Below are 21450 nucleotides of genomic sequence, written 5' to 3' on the forward strand. Positions count from 1 at the left end.
TGATAGTATGAGTGAAACTAAATAGTCTTATTCTTTTTCAAGATCGGCGCTTTTCTAAATTTAGTCATTTGTTCAAATGCATAAGCGACTTCGATTAAAAGAGGCTCACTGTAGGCCGTTCCTGCAAATGTAATCCCGACTGGCTCCCCTTCTGCTGTATAACCAGCTGGAACAGCAATGGATGGATAACCCGCTTTTGCACTAATATGAGAGCCTTCTTCACTTGGGAAAACAATCACATCAAGGTTGGATGTTTCTAAGGCAAAATCAATTCCCTGGTTTTTCGAATGATAAAGGTCAAACTCCAATGCGTTAAAATAAGCAGCTTCTGTTAACGAGCCACTTGTTTCTTCAGACTCGATCAGGACTGCCTGACCGTATTCGAGCATTTTCTCCTCATTGTTCTTATTAAAATCAATAAGGTCTGTTATATTTCTAATAGGTATCAATGGATGGAGGCTGTTTAAATACGCATTAAGATCTGGTTTAAATTCATAGGTTAAAACATCATACTTCCAAGCGGCTTTGGCAGATGGAATTTCAATGTTATCAATCACGATAGCACCAGTGGTTTTTAATTTATCAACCGCTGCAAGAATCACCTTTTGTTTTTCTTCACTTAATAACTCGATAAAGCCTTCTAGGGCTATGCCTATTCTTTTCCCGCTTAGTCCATGCGTCAATAGATGTTTGGAAAAGTCTTTTTGAGCAAATGGATTTGTTGTGGTAATGGGATCTTTCTTATCGCTTCCACTTAGTGCCGTTAGAAGAATTGCAGCATCTTCCACTGTTCTAGCCATTGGACCAGCTGTGTCCTGGGAGTGTGCAATTGGAATAATCCCTCGTCTGCTGATAAGACCCACTGTCGGCTTGATTCCTACCAAGGAATTTTGACAAGCAGGATTTAAGATGGATCCAGATGTTTCCGTTCCAACCGCTACTGTGGCAAAGTTAGCGGCAACGGCTGCTCCTGAACCTGAGCTAGAACCACCTACATCAAACTTGCTTGGTCCATATGGATTTAAAACCTGTCCGCCTCGTGAACTATACCCGCTTTTCATCCCGATTGCCATGAAATTTGCCCATTCAGTCATATTTGTCTTACCAAGAATGACTGCTCCAGCTCTGCGTAATTGTTCTGTCACAAATGAATCATGGAGGGCAATTGAATCTTTTAAGGCAAGAGACCCCGCGCTTGTATGCATTTTATCGTGAGTATCAATGTTATCTTTTAGTAAGATCGGAATTCCATGCAATGGACTGCGAGGTCCTTTTTCGTTTCGTTCGCTATCGAGCGCTTCAGCTATCTGCAATGCATCAGGATTCACTTCAAGGATGGAATGCAAATGTTTGTCATACTTAGCGATTCTATCTAGATACATCAAGACAAGCTCTTTCGATGTAAGCTCCCCTTGCGCAAATTTTTCTTGGATCTGTGTGATAGTTGCTTCTTCAAGCCACTCTTCAGCCATTTTTTTTAATTTCGGATTTTCCATGGGTTGTTCTCCTCCGTTTCTTCTTCTTAACTATTCAAGCAATAGAATTGAAAGTCCTTTCTTATAAAAAAATGACAGTGGATTTTACTCCACTGCCATTGCCGACTATCATCTTCTTAGTTTGTGTTCCCTTTGTCCCTCTTCAGCGATAAGTCCTTTGTAAAAAACTCTCTTATTAACCGGGACCTTTAATTCACGGCAATACTGTTTCAATTCTCGTTCTTCCCTCTCGGTAACAAGCGAGATAACAATCCCATTCGCACCCATTCTGCCTGTTCGTCCCGCTCGGTGCACATACTGTGAGATATCCTTTGGAGAATCGATATTAACCACGTGAGTAACTCCTTGGATATCAAGTCCTCTTGCCGCTACATCCGTTGCAATCAACATGCTCATTTTTCCATCACGGAAAGACTTTAATGCAGCTTGTCGTTCGAGCTTCTTCATGTCGCTATGCAAGATTCCAATGGATAGCTCTTTAAAATGTAATTTTTCTTTAAATACTTCAATTTCGCCAATATCATTAATAAAAGCAAGCGATTTACTATTTTCTAAACGTGTGATTTTTTCAAGAAGCTTAATCTTGTCTCTTGGCTCACAGGAAAAATAAATATGCTCCACTTCCCCAGAAGACGCAAGTTCATCCTTTTCAATGCGAAGAATTTCTGGGTCCTTCGTCATTTCTTTGGCTAATTTCTCTGTCGCCGGTTTCATTGTTGCTGAAAACAAGACCACTTGGCGGTCGCTCATTGTTGATCTCACAATATTTTGAACAGTACTAAGATGTTCGTGAATGAGTAATTGATCTCCTTCATCGAGAACGACTATTTTTACTTCATGCATTTTCACTTTTTTCTGTTTGATTAGTTCTAGTAAACGGCCAGGTGTAGCAAATATGACATGAGGGCGTTTCTTTAATTTCTCAAGCTGCCGTTTCATATTGGCTCCGCCAATGATGGAAGTGCCTCTGATTCCACTGCCTTCAGACCACTTTTGAAATTCTTGATAAACCTGCATCACCAACTCTTGTGATGAAGCTAATACAATAGCTTGGAGGGATTGTAAACTAGGATCCATTTTATGTAATAATGGCAGGAGATAAGCAAGCGTCTTACCAGTACCTGTCGGTGACTCGGCAATTAAATCCTTGCCTTCGAGAATCATCGGAATGGCCGCTTCTTGAATGGAAGTCGGCTGTTGAAATCCTGACTTTTCCCATGCTGCCTGCAAGTATGGTTTTAAAGTATTTAACATAGTGTACTCCTTTTATAAAATCATTTTTCTTATTATTTGTCTTTACATATCGTATTGATACTAACGTAATAATCTTGGAGTGTCTAGTTAGGAATAGTGTAAAGTCATGATGCAGAATTAAAATAGAGGGCAATCCAAACCATATGATAAATCAGTACTGAGAAGTAAAGAACGCAAGTAGAAACCAAGAGCGTCCGAATCCAGCCTTTTAATTGGCGCAGGTAAAACAACCCAAGCAAGATTAGGGGCAAAAAGATTTTAATAATGTAGAAATAAGACCAGCTTTTTTCAATGACCAGTTTCATCATCGGGTTCCCTTCAGAAACGATACCTGAAGCAATCCCAACATGCGTCAGAACAGCATCCAATAGTCCAGCAATTAACAGGAATATACAGAGTTTCATTATTACCACCTCATAAATTGTTCGATTAGTTTCCATTATTTTTGTAGTATCTATGCTGAAATCTATGAATTCTTTCGTTTGTTCTCAAAAAAGAACATAATGTTCATATAAAAGAGCTGCATGCGTCGGCAGCTCAAGTTTTTTTCAGGATTTTTAATTCACATATCTTCCACTCTTAGGACGGCCAATCTCATCAAAATGCTCCACTAAATACCAAAGGCTTTCTGCTAGTTCTTCACCGCCCATAGGAAGCCCATGACCGGTCACCACTACTTGAGGCTTGAGTGCCTCTAGCTTTTTCACGGATTCAAATGCCGCTTCCCAGTCAGTTGTGTAATATTTAGGGGGCCCGCTAATCTCCTGTGTTTGCGTCATTACTTTATAGAGTGATTCTTGTTTTACGGTCACAAACGCATCACCGGCAATGAGCACCCGATCTTGTTCACGGAATAAACTGATATGTCCTGGTGTATGACCTGGTGTATGTACCCATTTCCAATTAGGCATATTTGGAATAGTCCCATCGGCAGGTAGGACATGAACATAGTCACTTATATTAATTCCATGGTTTGGGAACATCGGTGACAATTTTGCAACAAGTCCACTATCAACATTTGGGTCACCAGGTGGGTAGTCACGTTGGCCAGTTAAAAAGGGAAGTTCTAGTTCATGAGCATAAACCGGAATCTTCCACTCTTCCAACAATTCAGCCACTGATCCGACATGATCAAAATGTCCATGTGTTAAAACGATCGCTTTTGGAATGGCCCGCTCACCAAAATGTTCTTGTATCATTTCCATTATTTTTTCTGCGGACTTAGGCATACCTGTATCAATGAGCACAAATTCCCCCGATTTATTCGGATCTCCAACAAGTACGAGGTTCACGATTTTGTCGGTATAACAATATACATCGGGTAAAACAGCCATCCCCACGCCATTGCCAACCGAGGTCATTGGAAGAAAAGTTTCTTCAAACTTACTATCCTGATTATGCTCCAAAAAAATCCCTCCCATTTTTGTTTATTATTTAACCTGGAAGAGAAAATTATTACCGTCGCTTATTCGAGTTCAGTCGTAACACATACAACATTATAACGAACTTTATGTTCTTAATAAAGATGTAATGTTCAAAAAAAAACTGCCCACTATGAGCAGCCATTAATCAAATATTCGCAATGCCATTTTATAAAGATTCCGATTTATTTCCTCGGAGTGTATAAAGCTTTCATTAAAGTTTATTTGAATCTTCCCACTACCTGTTAGGATTTTAACTTTTTCAATTCCATATGTTCTTTGCATTTCTCTTTTAATTTTTCCGATACATCCTGAGCAGGCAACTTCATTTAATGCTAATTCCATGATACTCACTTAAATAGCACCCCTTCACTGCTTGTTATACTTTGATTGTAATGCGAATCGTTCTAGTTAACATTGATCTATATCAAGAAAAGCAGAATTGATGTAAATCACTACATAGATTAAACAAAACAGATACTATGAAGTTATTAGAAAGTTGGAGGATTGATTTAGAATGTGCTGTGACCATTGCTGCTCTCATGAATCATCATGCATTACATCCGTACCGGTTTTTAAAGGGATGAACCAAGGCGATCTTCAACAGCTGCAAAAGGTAACTATGAGCAAACGTTTTGGTAAGGGAGAATATATTTTTCGAGATGGCGAACGTTCGGAGACATTATTCATAGTGAATGAAGGACTGATTAAGCTAACAAAAATGTCCCCAGATGGGAAAGAACAAATTGTTAGATTGCTGTTTCCAGGGGATTTCTTCGGCTTATTTTCATTATTAAAAAATGAAAATCATTATTTGAATGCAGAAACCGTGGGAACATCAACGGTTATTTGTTATATCGAGAAAAAGGACTTTCTCAACACGATGGAAAAGAACGCTGGGTTGTCCTACAGGTTCTTACTAACTGTCAACGACCGTCTATATGAATCTGATGAGTCCGTTGGCTTTCTTAGTTTTATGGAAGTAGAACAACGCTTGGCAAGAGCACTCATTCTATTCCATGATAAAATGAATGCAAAAAATGGTACTTTTACTCTGCCAATTACTAAAAAGGATTTAGCCAGCTATATTGGAACAACCCCAGAATCGGTAAGCCGGAAGCTGGTCTCGTTCATGTCGCAAAAACTAATCAGCATGGACGGGCGTCGACAAATACAGATTCTAGAGTTGGATCAACTGAAACAAGTATCAGGGATTAGTTAATTTCATAAAGCTTGATGGCCATTAGTCTAAAATGCATGGGCTCTAATTCATTAACAATTACATTCATGCCTAATGATTGTAAACTGGCAATCAGCGGTTCCCCTCGATGTGGCAAGTGAATTTCAAAAATGGTGCCTATTGGTGCTTCTCTAACAAAATTCAATATTTCGCGACGTGGATGTTCGCCCTTTGCAATTCGTTCCCGAATATCCATTACTGCTTTTTTATCAACTATTTCAAACATCATTCTCGCTCCCCTTTGTTCAGAGTTTAAGTTTATGCTTCAGTTTATCACCCTTCTCTTCAATTGAAATTGATTTATATCAAGTTTGGCTTTAGAAGATTTTCGATAAAAAATGACCCCGATACACTGAGGTTCTATGTTTTGGAAGACTTTTGGTTAATTTTTAAGAGTATTTAATTTTCGAAAGCTTTGTGAACTTTGCGGAAAAAGTGATATTTCCTGCAACTAACGATGATAGAATAAACAACAGAAAGATTACAATATAGCGGAGTTGAATATGATGTTTAATAAGATTGCTCTTATCACATCACTGTTGTTTTTTCTAGTAGGAACGATTGTCTTTGCCGATTCTCGAATAGAAGTTTCTTCTCCTCAAAATAATTCAGTAGTTAGCCAAACAGCTCAAATGGCTGCGTTAACCTCAGATAATAATAAAATTGTTTCAGCCAATAAAAGCACCGCAACAGAAAATGAACAGGCAAAATTGGCTCAAAAACAATTGGCGCCTGCCCAGCCAACATTAAAAAGTTATGTTGTTCCAGGTTTGGTGGGGTTACTTATTATCATTGGCTTTGGAGGTTATTGGTTAATTTATCGCCAAAAATATACAAGTCAGACAAAGGAACAGTGACTTTTCCTTAGTAAGATAAAAAAGCGTGAGTCCAATGGATTCACGCTTTTTGGTGCCTGACACCAAATTCTTCTACTTCCTCAGGACTGCTCGAACCGGACTTCCGTCTCCTTCTGATAGTGGTAATGGAAGGGCAATCAGTTCGTAATCTCCAGGTTCGATTTCATCAAGCATCAGTGACTCTAGGATGTGAATACCGTGCTCATTCAAGCTATGATGGGCAGGCAGTTCTTTACTGTCAATTGGATCGACAGATGGGATATCCAAGCCGATCAGTTGAACTCCCTTACTTCCTAAAAAAGGAGCTAAGTTTGGCTCAATATGTGGAATCTTTTCAGGGAAAACATCAGAGTTTTCCCAGGAAAGGGTTCGGAATAGCACCCGTTTGCATCCATCAAGATTAATCTTTTCTAAATCAGCGGCACCAATGCTTTCCTTACCTTGCATATCAATAACTCTCGCCGGACCAATGTATAGGTCGAGGTTCAACTCGATGATTCGTTTTCCTTTGTTATCAAAATGAAAGGGAGCGTCCACATGTGTTCCTGTATGGGTGCTCAATTCAAGTTTACCCACATTAACGGATCCACTTTCCTCCATTGGCCATGCGACCTCGTAATGAAAGGCCGTATCCCCTGGCCAAACAGGCATCCCATTTATTAACTTTCTAGAAATATCATAAATCTTCATACCCATGCACTCCTTCAATAATAATTTAGCACTTACCACCATTATTTCATATTTCTGTGTAGTTTTTCATTAGTTTACATAAACAAAAGACAGGATTAATTCCTGCCTTCCTTAGTGAAACGATTTCCAAAATTCGCTGTTCCTATTAATAAGCTCTTTTATGTCATCAAAAGGAATGATAAAGGTAGGAAAACCGGCTGCAAATGCCGCAATTTCATAGGGTTGAAAGTAGATATTCAGACCAGCCTCACTGATAAAAAATGGTTGATCTGCCTTTATCCCATGGTAATCATCAGGAAATAAGTAAGATGAGTATTGGTTATTACCTTTTATTTGTTCAAGAATCAGATTGCTAATTACTTTTACATAAGGGCTGTCAGGCTTAAAAAGGTCTTTCAATTGGTACATCGACCCAGTTTTCAGGTTAATATGAGCATATTTTTGCACCGGCATTCCGTGCGCCGCACAAAACGGGTAGTCGTAGCCCTCAATCTTGATGACCAGCAGGTTTTTCTCAAAATAAGAAATATCATAGTTCCCCGTATAATTTGATTCCAACTGAGTGTGCGCGGGTATGGGTTTTACGCCCGCCATCTCCTTTAAAGTGCGATTTACACTTTCTTGATTTTTCATCCCTGCAATTTGTGGATAATAGACTAAATAATCCTTATTAGGTTTATATTTATGCTCCACCACCGAATATTGGTTATTTAGCGGGAGAATAGTGGCTTGCTTCCAGAGTAACTCTCCCGTTTGATTAAAATAGATAAGATGGTCGTCAATATGACCCTTAATTAGTGTTTTCTCAAAACTAAGCCAGCCTGAGCCACTAACCATTGGCAGATGTTCCTTTCGCCTTCCATGTTTATCAATAAAATAAGTATGCTGATCATCTGTGACAGACGCAAGACCATCCTCAAATTTCGTGATCACTGTAAAATGAAATCCTGTGAGGATATGACCATCCGAATCAGCTAAGGCATAGATGGATCTCATACAAGGCTGTTTCGGGTCAATCTCCTTTCCTATAGCAAAGCGACCTTCACCTAAATCTAAGATTTGATTATAGTTTGGCTTAATTACAAAATGACCTTGCCGATCAATAACGCCAAAGTTTTCTCTATTATTCTCTGACAAACTGACAATCGCCCGGCCTTCATTAAATGACTCTCCATTCGAAAATTGCGGCTCTATGATTGTTTTCCCCAGCTCATTAATATAACCCAGCTTCCCATCGTTCCTCTTCCGAAATGCAAGCAATCCTTGACCGTAATTAGCGACGTATGCATAAGGATACGATTGTAAAACCTTTCCGGTAAGATCAATAAGTTGAAACCTACCTTCCTTAGTTTTAACAATTGCTTTCCCCTGTTCAAAATCACTTGCCGTTTTATAAATTAATGGAATTACTTCTTTCCCTCTTTTATTGAGATACCCATATAAATACTCCCCATTCGCATCTATTTCAACAGCACGAACGCGTCCCTCTTTATACTCTCCAACAATGATAGAATACGCCTTTTCCGTGATTTCCTTGCCATTCTCATTAATTACCTTGAATCCCTGGGCATCATTGACAACGGCCCGGCCTTCAGAAAAAGGGGTTATAGTATCGTATTTCGGACGCACGATATAATAACCGCTAGAATTTATGACACCTGATTTGTCCATTAAACCAACAATGGCCAAACCATTCTCCTGGAAATCCTCTGCATGATCGTAGTTTGCCGGAAGAACCCATTTACCTTTTGTATCCATATAGCCCCAACTGTTTCCGCCAATTTCCTTCCTCACAACAGGAAAAAGGTAAACGGCCCTTGACTCTCTGGAAATGGACAGCATTCGGATGACGTCTTGCTTCACCTCAGAGGGAAGCGGATAATAATATTTAAATTGACCAAAGTACTGCTTAAGAACAAATAAATAGGGCTGTCGGTTAAGACGGTATACCCCAAAGATTTCCTGGATTCCATCACCATCGATATCCATAGATTGAAGGATTGCTTGTTGATTTCGGTATTCCAACTCTGCTCCCATTGGGAGATATGGCAATACCCAAGTTATTAATTCTCTGTTATTACCAACCATCATAACTCACCCATTTTAGTTTTTTATATTTATATGATGAAAAGTGGGCTATGTGTTTAACACTCGAAACGAAAAAACACCACTATTGTGGATGACCCAAATAGCAGTATTTTTATAGTTTTATATATTACAACTGTTCATTAATCTTATATTTTTTGCTTCTGTTCCTTCTTTATTTTATGTTTTCTACTTCCGGGATTAGCTGTTTCCATTCCTCATAGGAAATGATGGTATCCCAGTGGCCGGTTATTTTTGCAATCGTAATAACCACGAAGAACAGCACGAAGAAGGTAACTGGAACAAACCATTTATTTACCTTTTTCCGCGCTACCGTCATGTTTAGCGTGTCTTTCACGGGACATGCCTCTACACAGGACAGACAGGCTGAACAATTAAGGGAATTTACTGTCTCAACTTTATGTACCTTTAATCTTTGCGGACAAACCTTTGTGCACATTTCGCAGTTTGTACATGTATCTTCATTTCTCTCAATCTTTGTAATTCTAAAGATACTGCCTAGTCCGATCAGTGCACCATATGGACACAAGAAGCGGCACCAAAAATTTCTAAAGAATAAGGACAGGATAAAGATGACAATGATAAACTTCAAGGCAAAGCCGCCAAGATTGATAAATAAAAGGAGCATTTTTACATCGGATACTTTATTATACGGTTCCTCGAGAAAACTTTTCGCCGTAAACACGGGCATTTGTACAACCATAAGAACAAAAAATAACATCAATAAGTATTTTATTGGTGTTAAAATCCAGGTCGACCATCGCGGAATTTCAAAATTCCTCTTAAAAATTTTCCTGCCCAGCCACCCAATCAACTCACTAACTGTTCCAACAGGACAAATCCAACTGCAGAATGATTTACGTAAAATAATTCCTGCACCTACAAAAAATGCAAGCAAAACGAGGCCGGCCGGATGAATGACATCAAATTCGCCACTCGTAAGCCATACTTTTAAGGCGACCAAACCGCTGATTGGCAAAAAACCTTCAACAGCAGAGGGACGGTCAACAAAAGGGGATTTTCCGAGTGTTTCAAAATGCAAATAGAATTGATAAAACTGCAGACCAACATATAGTAAAAACAACAAAAACAAACCCTGAACAGTATTTCTTGTAATTTGGACAGGTTTACGTTTCAACTGTTTCTGGTACCAAGCTTTTGATTTCATAAGGTTTCCTCCCATCTTACTCCCTCAACTATAATGAACTTACAAAACACGGCATGTGATAAAAGTCATTGAGAATATTGAATTCATAAAGAATTCACATACCCCTTCATAAAATGTTAAATAAGCTTTTTTTGGGAAGATAACCTCATGAAATAAAGCCAGGAGAACGTATCCTCCTGGCCTTGTTTTATTTTTCTGCTGCAAATAAGATCTTATTCTGTTTCCTAGCTTCTTCGGTAATTTGGAGTACGATTTCACTCCAATTTTTTAACCGCAAATATTCTTGATCATTTTTCGTCTCAATAATCTTAGCAATGTTTTCACATTCATATACCATATTTTCTTCTTCTTGGGTGACGCTAATGGTTTCTCTCTCTTTTCCTCGGTTGTCCACGAAGGTAATAGTTGAAATCGGGGCTGCATCTTCAAGGAAAAATGTTCCACCTTCCCCGTGAATTTCACACGGTAATTCGGAATGAGAAATTTTTGAACAAAGGATCGTACAAATAAAATCATCATACGTTAACACCAAGGTTCCACTTCCATCCACACCGCTCCGAAGAACCACTGGATGATAGTTGACCTGCTTAGGAGCACCAAACAATCCGACTGCTAAATAGAGCGGATAGACACCTAAATCAACAAGCGCGCCACCAGAATATTGAGCCGAGAAAATATTGGGCTCCTCCCCTTGTAAAAATAAATCATAGCGAGAGGAATATTGGATATAAGGCAATATGGTACTACGAAGCTTCCCAGCCCGTTGGAGGTTGTCTTTTAGTATTTTAAAATTGGGGGTATGGATATTACGAATCGCTTCAAACAGATATACGCCATTTTCCTCAGCTGTCTGATAGGCTGTATGTAATTCCGCACTCGTTGAGAAAATCGGTTTTTCACAGATAACATGTTTCTTATTTTTCAAAAATGTAAGTGTTTGTTCAAAATGGACAGAATTCGGTGATGCAATATATACCGCTTGTATTTCTGAACTCTTTGCCATCTCCTCAATGTCAGTGTAAAAATATGGAGCGTTATATGTATCGGCTAATTGTTTCGCTTTATCCTCTGTTCTGGAATAGACACTTGTTAATTGCAATTGACCGCTGAGCTCTGCAGCTTTGATAAAGGATTCAGTGATCCATCCTGTTCCGACCGTTCCAAAGTTAATCAATTTGTAGTTCCCCTTCCTTTATATTACTTCAAGAAACTATTGTAGTCTTTTTCATACACACTTGCCAATTCCAGAATGCTTAAAAAATAAATAAATTTTCCATTTCCCGAGTGTTTTATACATGAATTGTTGGGAACAATGGAAAAATATCTGTATTTATGTTATTTATAATGTAGAGTTAAGAATGAAAGAGGTTGAAAAGGGTGGACAATAACACATCTAATTTTATTAAGGATATTATGATTAAAGATCTTGAATCTGGAAAGCACCATAAAATCGTCACTCGATTCCCGCCAGAGCCTAACGGTTATTTACATATTGGACATGCAAAATCGATTGTCATCAACTTCGGCTTAGCCGACGAGTTTAACGGGCTGACCAATTTACGCTTTGACGATACCAATCCGTTAAAAGAAGATATCGAATATGTAAACTCAATCAAAGAAGATGTAAAGTGGTTAGGCTTTGAATGGGATAACTTATTATTTGCTTCCAATTACTTTGAGGAAATGTATAAACGTGCGGTGCTATTGATTAATAAAGGATTAGCCTATGTTGATGACTTATCAGCTGACGAAATCCGCCAGTACCGTGGGACACTAACGGAACCTGGAAAGGATAGCCCTTACCGGACCCGTTCGATTGAAGAGAACCTTGAGTTATTTGAAAAGATGCGGGAAGGTGTCTATGAAAACGGCCAAAAGGTCCTTCGAGCGAAAATTGATATGTCATCACCGAATATAAACTTACGTGACCCTGTTATCTACCGGATTGCCCATGCATCCCATCATAATACCGGTGACAAATGGTGCATTTATCCGATGTATGCTTTTGCTCATCCACTTGAGGATGCAATTGAAGGAGTAACCCATTCCATTTGTACGATAGAATTTGAAGACCAACGGCCCCTCTATAATTGGGTTGTCGAACATTGTGAAATGGAGAGCACTCCACAGCAAATAGAATTCGGCCGCCTAAATGTAACGAATACGGTCATGAGTAAACGGAAGCTGAAGCAATTAGTAGATGAAGGATTTGTGGATGGCTGGGATGATCCTCGTATGCCAACCATTTCCGGGATGAGAAGAAAAGGATTCACGCCAGAATCGATTGTTTCGTTTGTCCGAGAAACTGGCATTCACAAAGGTTCTGGAGCAGTTGATTCACAAATGCTTGAACACTTCGTCCGTGAGGATTTAAAATTAAAAGCACCACGAACAATGGGTGTCATCGATCCCTTAAAGGTTGTTATTACGAATTATCCAGAAGGGCAAATTGAATTGCTAGATGCTGAAATCAATCCTGAGAATCCAGAAATGGGCACGAGAAAAATTCCATTTTCGCGGGAAATTTATATTGAACAAGACGACTTTATGGAAGAGCCGCCTAAAAAGTATTTCCGTCTGTTCCCCGGTAATGAGGTCCGTCTCAAAAATGCCTATTTCATTAAATGTGAAGAAGTGATAAAAGATTCAACCGGTAAAGTAGTTGAACTGCGCTGTACTTACGACCCAGAGACGAAAAGCGGCACAGGGTTTACGGGTAGAAAAGTGAAGGGAACAATCCATTGGGTGGAAGCAGCTCATGCCGTTCCTGCTGAATTCCGTCTTTATGAACCACTGATTTTGGACGAGACAGACGATAACAGCGGTACAGAAAAGACATTCTTGGACAATGTTAATCCAAATTCAATTCAGGTGTTACAAGGCTTTGTCGAGCCTAACATGAAGGAAAGCAGACCGCAGGAGAAATTCCAATTCTTTAGACATGGATACTTTAACGTCGACCCTAAACATACCACAGTCGAAAAGCTCGTATTTAACCGCATTGTATCATTAAAGAGTTCATTTAAAATTTAAAAGAAAGAACCAGGCGCATTACGTCGCCTGGTTCTTTGCTATTCCACAATAGAACTCGGTACTTCTAAAATCAGTTTAGTCCCCTTCCCAGGTGAAGAGCTGATTAATAACTCTCCGCCCACCGAACGTGCTCGCTCATCCATACTAAACAAACCAACACCAAAGGTTTGATTCTTCACATCAAATCCCTTTCCTTTATCCTCAATCATCACTCGAATAACATCCTCTATTTCTCTAACAGAGACCGTCGCTTCATTAACTTCTGCATATTTCCGTATATTCGTGAGTGCTTCCTGAATAATCCGGTAAATCGTTAGTTCAATGCTGATGTCCAAGCGCCGATTTAACACGCATTCAAAATAGACATCAATATTGTAATGGTCAGAGTAACGGGATAGAAACGAACGAATAGCTGGCACTAATCCTAAATCATCAAGTACGGAGGGCCGAAGTTCCCATGAGATCTCGCGGATTTCTTCAATCAATTCGGTTGCTTCGGTTTGCATCTGCTGCAGTAGAGGATGATCCATTTCGGCTAAGAGACGATTAATCGTAATCAAATGACTATACAGGTTTTGTCCAATCCCATCGTGTAAATTACGTGACAAGCGTTTTCGTTCCTCTTCTTGAACATTAATGATAGTAGTCATCATTTTTTGAAGCTCTCGTTCGACTCGCTTTCGCTCGGTAATTTCATAACGAATCGCTAAGTATTGATACGGTTTTCCCTTTTCATTTAAAAAAGGAACAATCGTTGTATCCATCCAATAAAGGGTCCCATCTTTTGCCCTATTGCAGATTTCCCCCTTCCAAACCTCACCGGAACCGATTGTTTTCCACATTTTTCGAAAAAATTCTTTTGAATGGTACTGGGAATTGATAATTCGATGATCTTGCCCTAGAAGTTCCTCTCTGGAGTATTTCGAAATATGGCAAAATTGATCATTCACATATGTAATCGTGCCCCGAGAATCGGTGATGGCTACAATTGAAGATTCATCAAGCGCAAACTTTATATCTACTAATTCCTGCATTGACTTTTTTAATTCTAACTCAAGATTCGCGAATTTTGCAGGCTGGTCCATTTCCTTGTCCATTAGCTCCTCCCAGAATCTATCAAAGTATCTGTTCCGTCAATATTTTTTCTAAGTCTTTAGCAGCTTCCATTACATACTGCTGATCCTTTTCTGTGTACGCTTTGATTTTCCGATTACCAATAAGTAAGACCCCTTTAGGTACACTACGAAAAAATAAAGGGACAGCATATGTCGAAACAAGTTTTTCAGCAAGCATAATTGGATGGTCCGTAACTTTTCCGATAATTCCGTTTGGAAAATCTGTGAGCATCATTGGACTTCCACTTGAGATTATTTTTCCTGCGATGCCTTTTCCGAAACGGACAGTTATTCTTTTGTATTTGTCATTTAAATTGCCAGCAGCATAATGCCACTTAACATCCGGGCCCACTTCATTTTGCAGAGCCAAGGCAACAAATTCGCAATCAACTACAGTCAACAGACTGTCGCAAACCTCCATTACTACAGGACATTCCTTAATCTCTTTCATCTAAGAATTTCTCCTTAAATACCATATCCCAATAACCCTTTTCTTACGGCATATTCCACCAACTCAGGTCTGGTTTTCATCTGTAGTTTCTCCATCAACTTACCTTTATGGGTTTCGACAGTTTTAACACTAAGGACTAGTTGTTCAGCAATTTCCTTATTGGAATACCCTTTAGCAATAAGTGTCAGCACTTCTTTTTCCCGATCAGATAAAAGATTGTACGTATCATTCCCATCTTGTTTTACGCTGCTCAGATATTCTTCCATCAATCGCTTCTGTGCAGAGGGATGTAAATAGGCATCTCCTACCGCCACAGATTCGATCGCTGACATTAATTCAGCATGTGGGGCACTTTTTAAGATACAGCCAGATGCTCCCCCTTGAATGGCACGAAAAAGGTACTCCTCATCATCATGCATCGTTAGGATTAAGATATTCACTTGAGGCATTAACTTTTTCAATTCCATTGTAGCGGATAGACCGTCTTTTCCATGCGGCATGCTTAGATCCATAACCACAACATCAGGTTTTAACTTTAACGCTTGTTTAATTCCTTCATTTCCTTCCGATGCTTCACCAATTACCTCCATTTCTGGATTTGTGTTTAACAGCATCTTAAGTCCCATTCTAACCACTGCATGGTCATCGACCAAAAGGATTTTTATCACTCTTAACTCTCCTTTAATCCCGATTTAACGGAAGAGATATTTCTATGGAAGTTCCTTCCCCTATTTTAGAGGAAATCTTGCACTGACCGCCAGTCAGAAGCATTCGTTCTTTCATTGCGGCAAGCCCTGATAGTGGATTAAGGTTATTGTATTCCTCTGGTTGAAATCCTTTGCCAAAATCATAAATGGTAATGGTCAATTCTTCCTCCGTCCAATTAAAATGAATAGAGATGTTGGAAGTATCCGCATACTTGGCAATATTGGCAAGTGCCTCCTGGCAGACACGAAATACGGTAATACTATGTTTTTCAGGTATCCTTTTTTCGTCACCCGTTGTTTCTAAATCTACCAGGATTCCAAACGTTGATGTATATAAGTTAATATAACTCCTCATGGCTGGAAGTAAACCAAGGGTTGTCAGTGTAGGCGGATGTAATTCAACAGATAGGAGCCTAATTTCTTGAATGGTCTTTTCAATCAACTCCGACATTTCGCGAACATAATGTTTCATGTGTGGTTCTTTAGAGCCTGATTCAATAAACTGTAAGCCTGTTAATATACTATAAAGATTTTGTCCGACACCTTCATGAAGTTCTAGGGCAATCCGTTTGATCTCTTCTTCTTGGGAATGAATTATATAAGAGCTAATCTGCTGTTTTGAATTTAATTCATCCATATTGCCCCTCCAATATATTAATAATTTATATAAAAAAGGCAGGTTCTTTTTAGAAAACCTGGACCTTTTTAATAGTATATGATAAGCCGCTTTCTGAATCAAAAGCCCTCCATTGCCCTTCTGACTCTTTTACTTGTGAAGAAATCGGTACGGCAAGAAAATAAAAATCATCAAAATAAAAGCGGATATGTGTCCCATCTGGACAAAACTGTACTTTTTTTACTACTTTCTTTACTGCAGGTGCTTGGTCTCCGCCTTCAGCATCTTGAATGGCTACCTCAACTGGTACTCCAACAAACTGGCTCATATCTTCTAACTTAATGAGTCCCACAGCTGTTACATCCTCTCTTCACAGGATAGATGAACATCTTATATCCTTGCAGATACTCCCAAAACTTCTCACCGGCGTGTTCCTCGATAAATTGAATCGTTTCATCTTCAGAACCCCAGTCACTCATTCCTTTTATTTCCGCAATAACCATCTCAGCCCCATCAAGGGTTTTTTCTTCAAGAAACCAATTTAGACGTTTTTTCGCAAACGTATTCTTTAACAATGAGTCAACTTCAGCTGTAAAATTGCCTGCTGACGGACGGACAAAACAAAAATCAATATACGTCTCACTAGTCATTGACATTCACACCTTTTTTATAGATAAGGAATGCGATTGGGAATAAAATCACGTTGATCACCACGGCTACGATCGTATTGGTATAATTCTCATAAAAATATTGATGGACCATATATTGAGTAAAGATAATATTTAACATTAAAACCGCTAAAAGAAAGACGACAGGCAGGTAACTACGCTTCATAACGTTTCACCCCCACAGCGTAAACTGCACCGTTTTCCACTTTTACATATATTTCAGGAAGCGGTCGCCGCGGCGGCCCTGCGATTGGCGCACCCGTTTCTACATCGAATTTTCCGTGGTGGCAAGGGCAAAGCATTTCTCCTTCATCCTTTTTCCAAAATACAGGACATCTTAAGTGGGTACACGCATTTTGGTAGGCTACATATTTATTTTCAGATAATCGAATTAAGATTGCACTGTCATGTTCACCAGGAAAGGCAAAGTCAACTGCATCTCCTACAGGTAAAGAATTAACATTAGTAATTTTTTGCTTTGGATATTTTTTATCTCCCAAACCAGTTAATTCTTTTGCAGCTAATGCTCCCCATGGAAGAGAGGAAACAGCAAATACTCCTGCTGCTCCAACTAATGTTTTCATAAAGCCGCGCCGGTCTAGTTTTCTTTCATTGCTGCGGTTAATATTATGGGTATAATTATCTTCATTGAACGGGATTTTATTATTTTTTTCTGACATGTTCATCCCTCCTAAAACAGTTTCGTGACGCCCTGCAGAATACCAGGCAGGTTCACTTTTACATTGGTTTCGCCTTCTAAATACGGCATACTAGTAACCCATTTTCCGTTATCCAGGTTAAATTGCTTTTGTTTCGCTTCTATCTCTTCATCTGTCAGCCATTGTAATGTATTTGAGGGACATACGCTCGCACACATTGGCGGAATGCCGTCCTTTGTCCGGTCAATACAAAGATCACACTTGTACATTAAATTTTGCTCTGTATCAAACTTTGGTATTCCATATGGACACGCAATGGTACAGTTCTGGCAGCCAATACACTTTTCCACAAGAGCCGATAGCACGGCACCTGTTTCATGTATTTGAATGGCTTGAGCTGGACAACTTCTAGCACAAGCCGGATTTACGCAGTGCAGGCACATAAGAGGCATGGTTTGACGGTTAACAAGCGGGTTCACATCGTAAACATAGTTACGGTTACGTTCTTCATGCCCGCCGCACTGTGTACAAGCCGCCAAACATGAACGGCACCCTATACAGTTTTCAAGTTCAAGATATAGCCTCTTTTTCATTTACTGCACCTTCTTCATTTCTAGTTTTTCAATCTGAGCGGCACACGCTTTAAATTCCGGCATCCGTGACATCGGGTCAAGCGCTGGAATGGTTAATAGGTTAATAGATTTCTCGTGGCCAAAATGGTACGGAACAAATACAGTATCTTTTCGAATCGCTTCTGTGATTTTCACTTTATAATCAGCCTCTCCTCTACGTGTAAAGAGGCGTACAAATTCTTCATGTTCAATCTTATATTTTGCAGCTGTTTCTGGATGTACTTCCACATAAGGCTCTGGGCACATATCCCGTAAAAACTGAATGCGGCGAGTTTGATTCCCAGAAAGATAATGGTAGACGACACGTCCGGTTGTTAAGCGTAATGGATATTCCGCGCACGGCTCTTCAGCTGGCGGACGGTATGGTAAGGCACAAATTTTTGCTTTTCCATCTGGATGATAGAATTTTTTATCTAGGAACATATGTGGTGTTCCTGGATCGTTTTCATCTTTACATGGCCAGAACACACCATCTTGCTTGTCGATCTTATCCCATGTTGCCCCGTAATAGTCGGCATAACCGCCCTTAGATGCAAGACGGAATTCATCAGCCACATCTCTCGCTGTTTTCAAGTGAGAGAAATACTTGCCTCTGCCAAGATACTCTGCTAACTCTGCTTGAATCTGCCAATCCGGCTTTGATTCACCAACTGGTTCTTGTGCTTTATTGATTTTAATAATCCGGCCTTCTAAATTAGTTACCGTTCCTTCATCCTCTGACCATGTAACGGTTGGAAGGATAACATCTGCAAATTCTGCGGATTCGGAAAGATAGAAGTCAGCACAAACCATAAAGTCTAAGCCTTTTAAAGCTTTGCGGACAAAGTTTAAGTTTGGTGCGGATACTGCTGGGTTGGAGCAGAGCAAATACAAACCTCTGATTGTTTTTTCCTCCATTAGTTCGAACATTTCATAGGCTGAAACACCAGGCTGCGGCATTTCTTCAGGGGTAATTCCCCAAACCTTGCATACTTCTTCTACATGCTTCGGATTGGTGATTTTACGATAACCTGGAAGCAAATCTGATTTTTGACCATGCTCACGTCCGCCTTGACCATTACCCTGCCCTGTAAATGTAGCTACTCCCGCTTTTGGGCGGCCAATTTTCCCTGTAACTAAGGCCATATTGGTGTAGGCTGATACATTATCAACACCTTTATGCTGCTGTTCAATACCACGTGCAAACATGACAATGGCATTTGGTGCTTTTCCGTAGATTTCAGCGGCGCGAATAATTTTTTCCGGTGCTACTCCCGTCAGTTCACTTGTATATTCTGGTGTAAATTCTTTCACCAATTCTTTGGTTTCTTCAAAACCATTTGTATGATTGTTAACGAATTCTTCATCTGCATACCCGTTTTGAATAAGTAAATTGAGAATACCATTTGCTAAGGCAAGGTCTGTTCCAGGACGTAAATCCAAGTGAACATCCGCTCTTCTTGCAATTGGGGTTTCTCGTGGGTCAGCTACAATTAAGTAACCTCCTCTTTCCTGAACAGCCCATATTCTGAACATGGAGGTTGGATGACACTCAGCCGTATTGCTTCCAGCGATGAACAAGCAATCTGTTTCATGGAGATCTGTCCATGGTAATGTGGAACCCCGGTCAACTCCAAAAGAGCGAAGGAATCCACCGGCTGCACTTGACATACAAAAGCGGCCGTTATAATCAATATAGCGTGTTTGCAATCCAACCCTAGCAAACTTCCCTGTCAAATAACACTTTTCATTTGTCATCGACACACCACTGAATACTGACAATGTATCTTTTCCGTATTTACTTTGAAGCTCCGCGAACTTCTTAGCAATTAAGCTGTAGGCTTCATCCCAGCTGGCTTCACGAAAGCCCTCTTTTGTACCCTTAAGTGATGCATCATCGCGGATTAATGGTTTTAAAATCCGATCATCATGGTTGGTTTGCTGGTAAGCTGTAACCCCTTTAGGGCACATTTTTCCGACGTTAACCGGCCAATCATACCGTGGTTCCACACCGATGATTTTATTTGTTTTTGTATTGACACGCAGGTTCATTCCACATTGCATCCCACAGTAGCTGCAGTGAGTTTTTACGAGCGTTTCATTTGGATGACGAAGATTTTCTATTTCTTTGAAAAATTTATCCCTTTGCATTCTGGTTTGCCTCCTTGACCTTAACTTGATGTGTTGCGAAGCCTGAGAATCTTGAGATTCTATATTTTCTGCGGCAAGGCAGACATAGTTCTGCAAGATTAAAACCATCCTGCATATTAAATTCCATTTCATTGACACCTAAAACTTGAATGACATCATTTGATTGTTCAACTGATACAAAATGGTCGCCGCATACTTTACATTCCTTCATATGCTGTTCTCCATAATGTTCACGGTAATTTCTTGCAAATACACTCATTGGACGGAAAGGAATATGAGCAAGTTTTCCGAATGGCAGGTAAATGAGTGTCACAATCACTGAAAATTGATGAATCAGTGACATTTGCGGCTGCATCCAGCCATGCAAGAATACGTTTTGAACTGTTAATAAAAGGCCAGTAACGGAAATAAACAATAATAGATAAAGCGGTAAGAAATCGTACATAAACTTCTGTTCGGCTCTGGCTTGCATGTTTTTTAAGCGGCGGTTTAGAGCCATGCTTACTCCTGCTGTAACCATGATTGCAGCAATATTAAGTGCATTATAGGATAACCAAGCGATGATTCCATCTGCTTTCACGTTCATTACATTCATTCCAAATAACACGATGGTATAGTAGCCATTGTCTTCCATTGTAAAATACATCCAGCTGAACACGAGCGGGAAAGTCACCAAGCACGCAAGGACACATCCCCAACCGATTAAAATGTGCTGCACCCAGCGGTACATTCCACGATTCCGGATGAAATCATAAATAGCCAAATGATTTACAGCAGTTTTAGGTGTACTTTTTCGAAATAATAGTTTTAAGCCTTTTTTGATAAAAATTTTGGTAGGCGGTCTTTCTCCCCAGGCAATAAAGCGGTAGAAAAATCCCCCGATAAATACAATGGTTCCTACCATATATCCATAAAGATTCAAGTCAACATGTGTAAACATTCTTGTACCGATAAACGTTAAGATCGCAAGTCCAACAACCGTCAGAAACATTGATTTAGCAAAATGAGATGCAAATGCATCATTGACTGATCTCTCTTGTTTTTTAGTCATTGAAATATTAGCTTCCATTGGAGTTCCTCCTAAATAAAAATAACACTGCCGTTTTTTCATACTCTAATTGTAAGAAAAACGGCAGTGTTATATATATCAGGGATTCCCCCTATTATGGGGGAAAAAAACCCCTAGAAACGTTATTTTAGACAAATG

The 21450-nt window shown here is 39.6% G+C and carries 24 protein-coding genes; 3 read left to right on the plus strand and 21 right to left on the minus strand.

Annotation, left to right across the window (positions count from 1 at the left end; genetic code table 11):
• Positions 1–17: 17 nt before the first annotated feature.
• From M3610_RS11370 to M3610_RS11390, 5 genes are all read right to left on the minus strand, one after another.
• The gene (locus M3610_RS11370; protein ID WP_251459249.1) at positions 18–1496 is read right to left on the minus strand and encodes an amidase family protein; all 1479 of its coding nucleotides are present in this window, start codon (positions 1494–1496) and stop codon (positions 18–20) included.
• Positions 1497–1604: 108 nt separating this feature from the next.
• Entirely contained in the window at positions 1605–2750 is a 1146-nt protein-coding gene (locus M3610_RS11375; RefSeq protein ID WP_251459251.1) for a DEAD/DEAH box helicase, read from the minus strand.
• Positions 2751–2854: 104 nt separating this feature from the next.
• Positions 2855–3154 carry a DUF5658 family protein gene (locus M3610_RS11380; RefSeq protein WP_251459253.1) on the minus strand — a complete coding sequence of 100 codons (300 nt, stop codon included), beginning with the start codon at positions 3152–3154 and terminating at the stop codon, positions 2855–2857.
• A gap of 153 nt (positions 3155–3307) precedes the next feature.
• Positions 3308–4156 (minus strand): MBL fold metallo-hydrolase, encoded by an 849-nt coding sequence (locus M3610_RS11385; RefSeq protein WP_373561730.1) that lies wholly within the window; start codon positions 4154–4156, stop codon positions 3308–3310.
• A gap of 159 nt (positions 4157–4315) precedes the next feature.
• Positions 4316–4525 (minus strand): hypothetical protein, encoded by a 210-nt coding sequence (locus M3610_RS11390; RefSeq protein ID WP_098575723.1) that lies wholly within the window; start codon positions 4523–4525, stop codon positions 4316–4318.
• A 163-nt stretch (positions 4526–4688) separates the two neighbouring features.
• Here M3610_RS11390 and M3610_RS11395 point away from each other — a divergent pair, with 163 nt between their 5' ends.
• A complete protein-coding gene (locus M3610_RS11395) occupies positions 4689–5393 on the plus strand; it encodes a Crp/Fnr family transcriptional regulator (protein ID WP_251459255.1) in 705 nt (234 codons plus the stop codon).
• On the opposite strand, the gene M3610_RS11400 is transcribed toward M3610_RS11395, so the two are convergent.
• Complete coding sequence (locus M3610_RS11400) at positions 5386–5640, minus strand: amino acid decarboxylase (protein WP_251459257.1); 255 nt, start codon at positions 5638–5640, stop codon at positions 5386–5388. The genes M3610_RS11395 and M3610_RS11400 overlap by 8 nt on opposite strands.
• A gap of 274 nt (positions 5641–5914) precedes the next feature.
• Here M3610_RS11400 and M3610_RS11405 point away from each other — a divergent pair, with 274 nt between their 5' ends.
• Positions 5915–6268, plus strand: coding sequence for a hypothetical protein (locus tag M3610_RS11405; RefSeq protein WP_251459259.1), 354 nt, complete (start codon positions 5915–5917; stop codon positions 6266–6268).
• 72 nt (positions 6269–6340) lie between these two features.
• Here the strand turns inward: M3610_RS11405 and kynB are convergent, their stop codons facing one another.
• The 4 genes from kynB to M3610_RS11425 form a co-directional block, all read right to left on the minus strand.
• Positions 6341–6958 (minus strand): arylformamidase, encoded by a 618-nt coding sequence (gene kynB, locus M3610_RS11410; RefSeq protein WP_098575727.1) that lies wholly within the window; start codon positions 6956–6958, stop codon positions 6341–6343.
• Positions 6959–7069: 111 nt separating this feature from the next.
• Positions 7070–9049 (minus strand): WG repeat-containing protein, encoded by a 1980-nt coding sequence (locus M3610_RS11415; RefSeq protein ID WP_251459261.1) that lies wholly within the window; start codon positions 9047–9049, stop codon positions 7070–7072.
• Positions 9050–9218: 169 nt separating this feature from the next.
• Complete coding sequence (locus M3610_RS11420) at positions 9219–10232, minus strand: 4Fe-4S binding protein (protein WP_251459263.1); 1014 nt, start codon at positions 10230–10232, stop codon at positions 9219–9221.
• A gap of 187 nt (positions 10233–10419) precedes the next feature.
• Entirely contained in the window at positions 10420–11406 is a 987-nt protein-coding gene (locus M3610_RS11425) for a Gfo/Idh/MocA family protein (protein ID WP_285851081.1), read from the minus strand.
• Between the two features lie 203 nt (positions 11407–11609).
• On the opposite strand from M3610_RS11425, the gene M3610_RS11430 reads away from it, so the two are divergent.
• A complete protein-coding gene (locus M3610_RS11430) occupies positions 11610–13265 on the plus strand; it encodes a glutamine--tRNA ligase/YqeY domain fusion protein (RefSeq protein ID WP_251459265.1) in 1656 nt (551 codons plus the stop codon).
• A 38-nt stretch (positions 13266–13303) separates the two neighbouring features.
• On the opposite strand, the gene M3610_RS11435 is transcribed toward M3610_RS11430, so the two are convergent.
• From M3610_RS11435 to M3610_RS11485, 11 genes are read right to left on the minus strand one after another with little or no spacing between them, the layout of a single operon-like run.
• On the minus strand, positions 13304–14362 hold the full coding sequence (locus M3610_RS11435) for a PAS domain-containing sensor histidine kinase (RefSeq protein ID WP_251459267.1): 1059 nt from the start codon (positions 14360–14362) through the stop codon (positions 13304–13306).
• Positions 14363–14381: 19 nt separating this feature from the next.
• Positions 14382–14831: a GAF domain-containing protein gene (locus M3610_RS11440; RefSeq protein ID WP_098575730.1), complete on the minus strand. Its 450-nt coding sequence runs from the start codon at positions 14829–14831 to the stop codon at positions 14382–14384.
• A gap of 14 nt (positions 14832–14845) precedes the next feature.
• Positions 14846–15499: a response regulator gene (locus M3610_RS11445; RefSeq protein ID WP_098575731.1), complete on the minus strand. Its 654-nt coding sequence runs from the start codon at positions 15497–15499 to the stop codon at positions 14846–14848.
• A gap of 13 nt (positions 15500–15512) precedes the next feature.
• On the minus strand, positions 15513–16175 hold the full coding sequence (locus M3610_RS11450; protein WP_251459268.1) for a sensor histidine kinase: 663 nt from the start codon (positions 16173–16175) through the stop codon (positions 15513–15515).
• Positions 16176–16224: 49 nt separating this feature from the next.
• Positions 16225–16506 (minus strand): hypothetical protein, encoded by a 282-nt coding sequence (locus M3610_RS11455; protein WP_251459270.1) that lies wholly within the window; start codon positions 16504–16506, stop codon positions 16225–16227.
• Positions 16493–16804: a hypothetical protein gene (locus tag M3610_RS11460; RefSeq protein ID WP_098575734.1), complete on the minus strand. Its 312-nt coding sequence runs from the start codon at positions 16802–16804 to the stop codon at positions 16493–16495. Before M3610_RS11460 ends, M3610_RS11455 begins: the two co-directional genes overlap by 14 nt.
• Entirely contained in the window at positions 16797–16988 is a 192-nt protein-coding gene (locus M3610_RS11465) for a hypothetical protein (protein WP_098575735.1), read from the minus strand. The genes M3610_RS11460 and M3610_RS11465 overlap by 8 nt, the downstream gene beginning before the upstream one ends.
• Positions 16978–17502, minus strand: coding sequence for a Rieske 2Fe-2S domain-containing protein (locus M3610_RS11470; protein ID WP_251459272.1), 525 nt, complete (start codon positions 17500–17502; stop codon positions 16978–16980). The genes M3610_RS11465 and M3610_RS11470 overlap by 11 nt, the downstream gene beginning before the upstream one ends.
• An 11-nt stretch (positions 17503–17513) precedes the next feature.
• Complete coding sequence (locus M3610_RS11475) at positions 17514–18074, minus strand: 4Fe-4S dicluster domain-containing protein (protein WP_007086371.1); 561 nt, start codon at positions 18072–18074, stop codon at positions 17514–17516.
• A complete protein-coding gene (locus tag M3610_RS11480) occupies positions 18075–20243 on the minus strand; it encodes a molybdopterin oxidoreductase family protein (RefSeq protein ID WP_098575737.1) in 2169 nt (722 codons plus the stop codon).
• Complete coding sequence (locus M3610_RS11485) at positions 20230–21312, minus strand: hypothetical protein (protein WP_098575738.1); 1083 nt, start codon at positions 21310–21312, stop codon at positions 20230–20232. The genes M3610_RS11480 and M3610_RS11485 overlap by 14 nt, the downstream gene beginning before the upstream one ends.
• Positions 21313–21450 lie beyond the last annotated feature (138 nt).

The organism is Neobacillus sp. MER 74 (assembly GCF_023714155.1).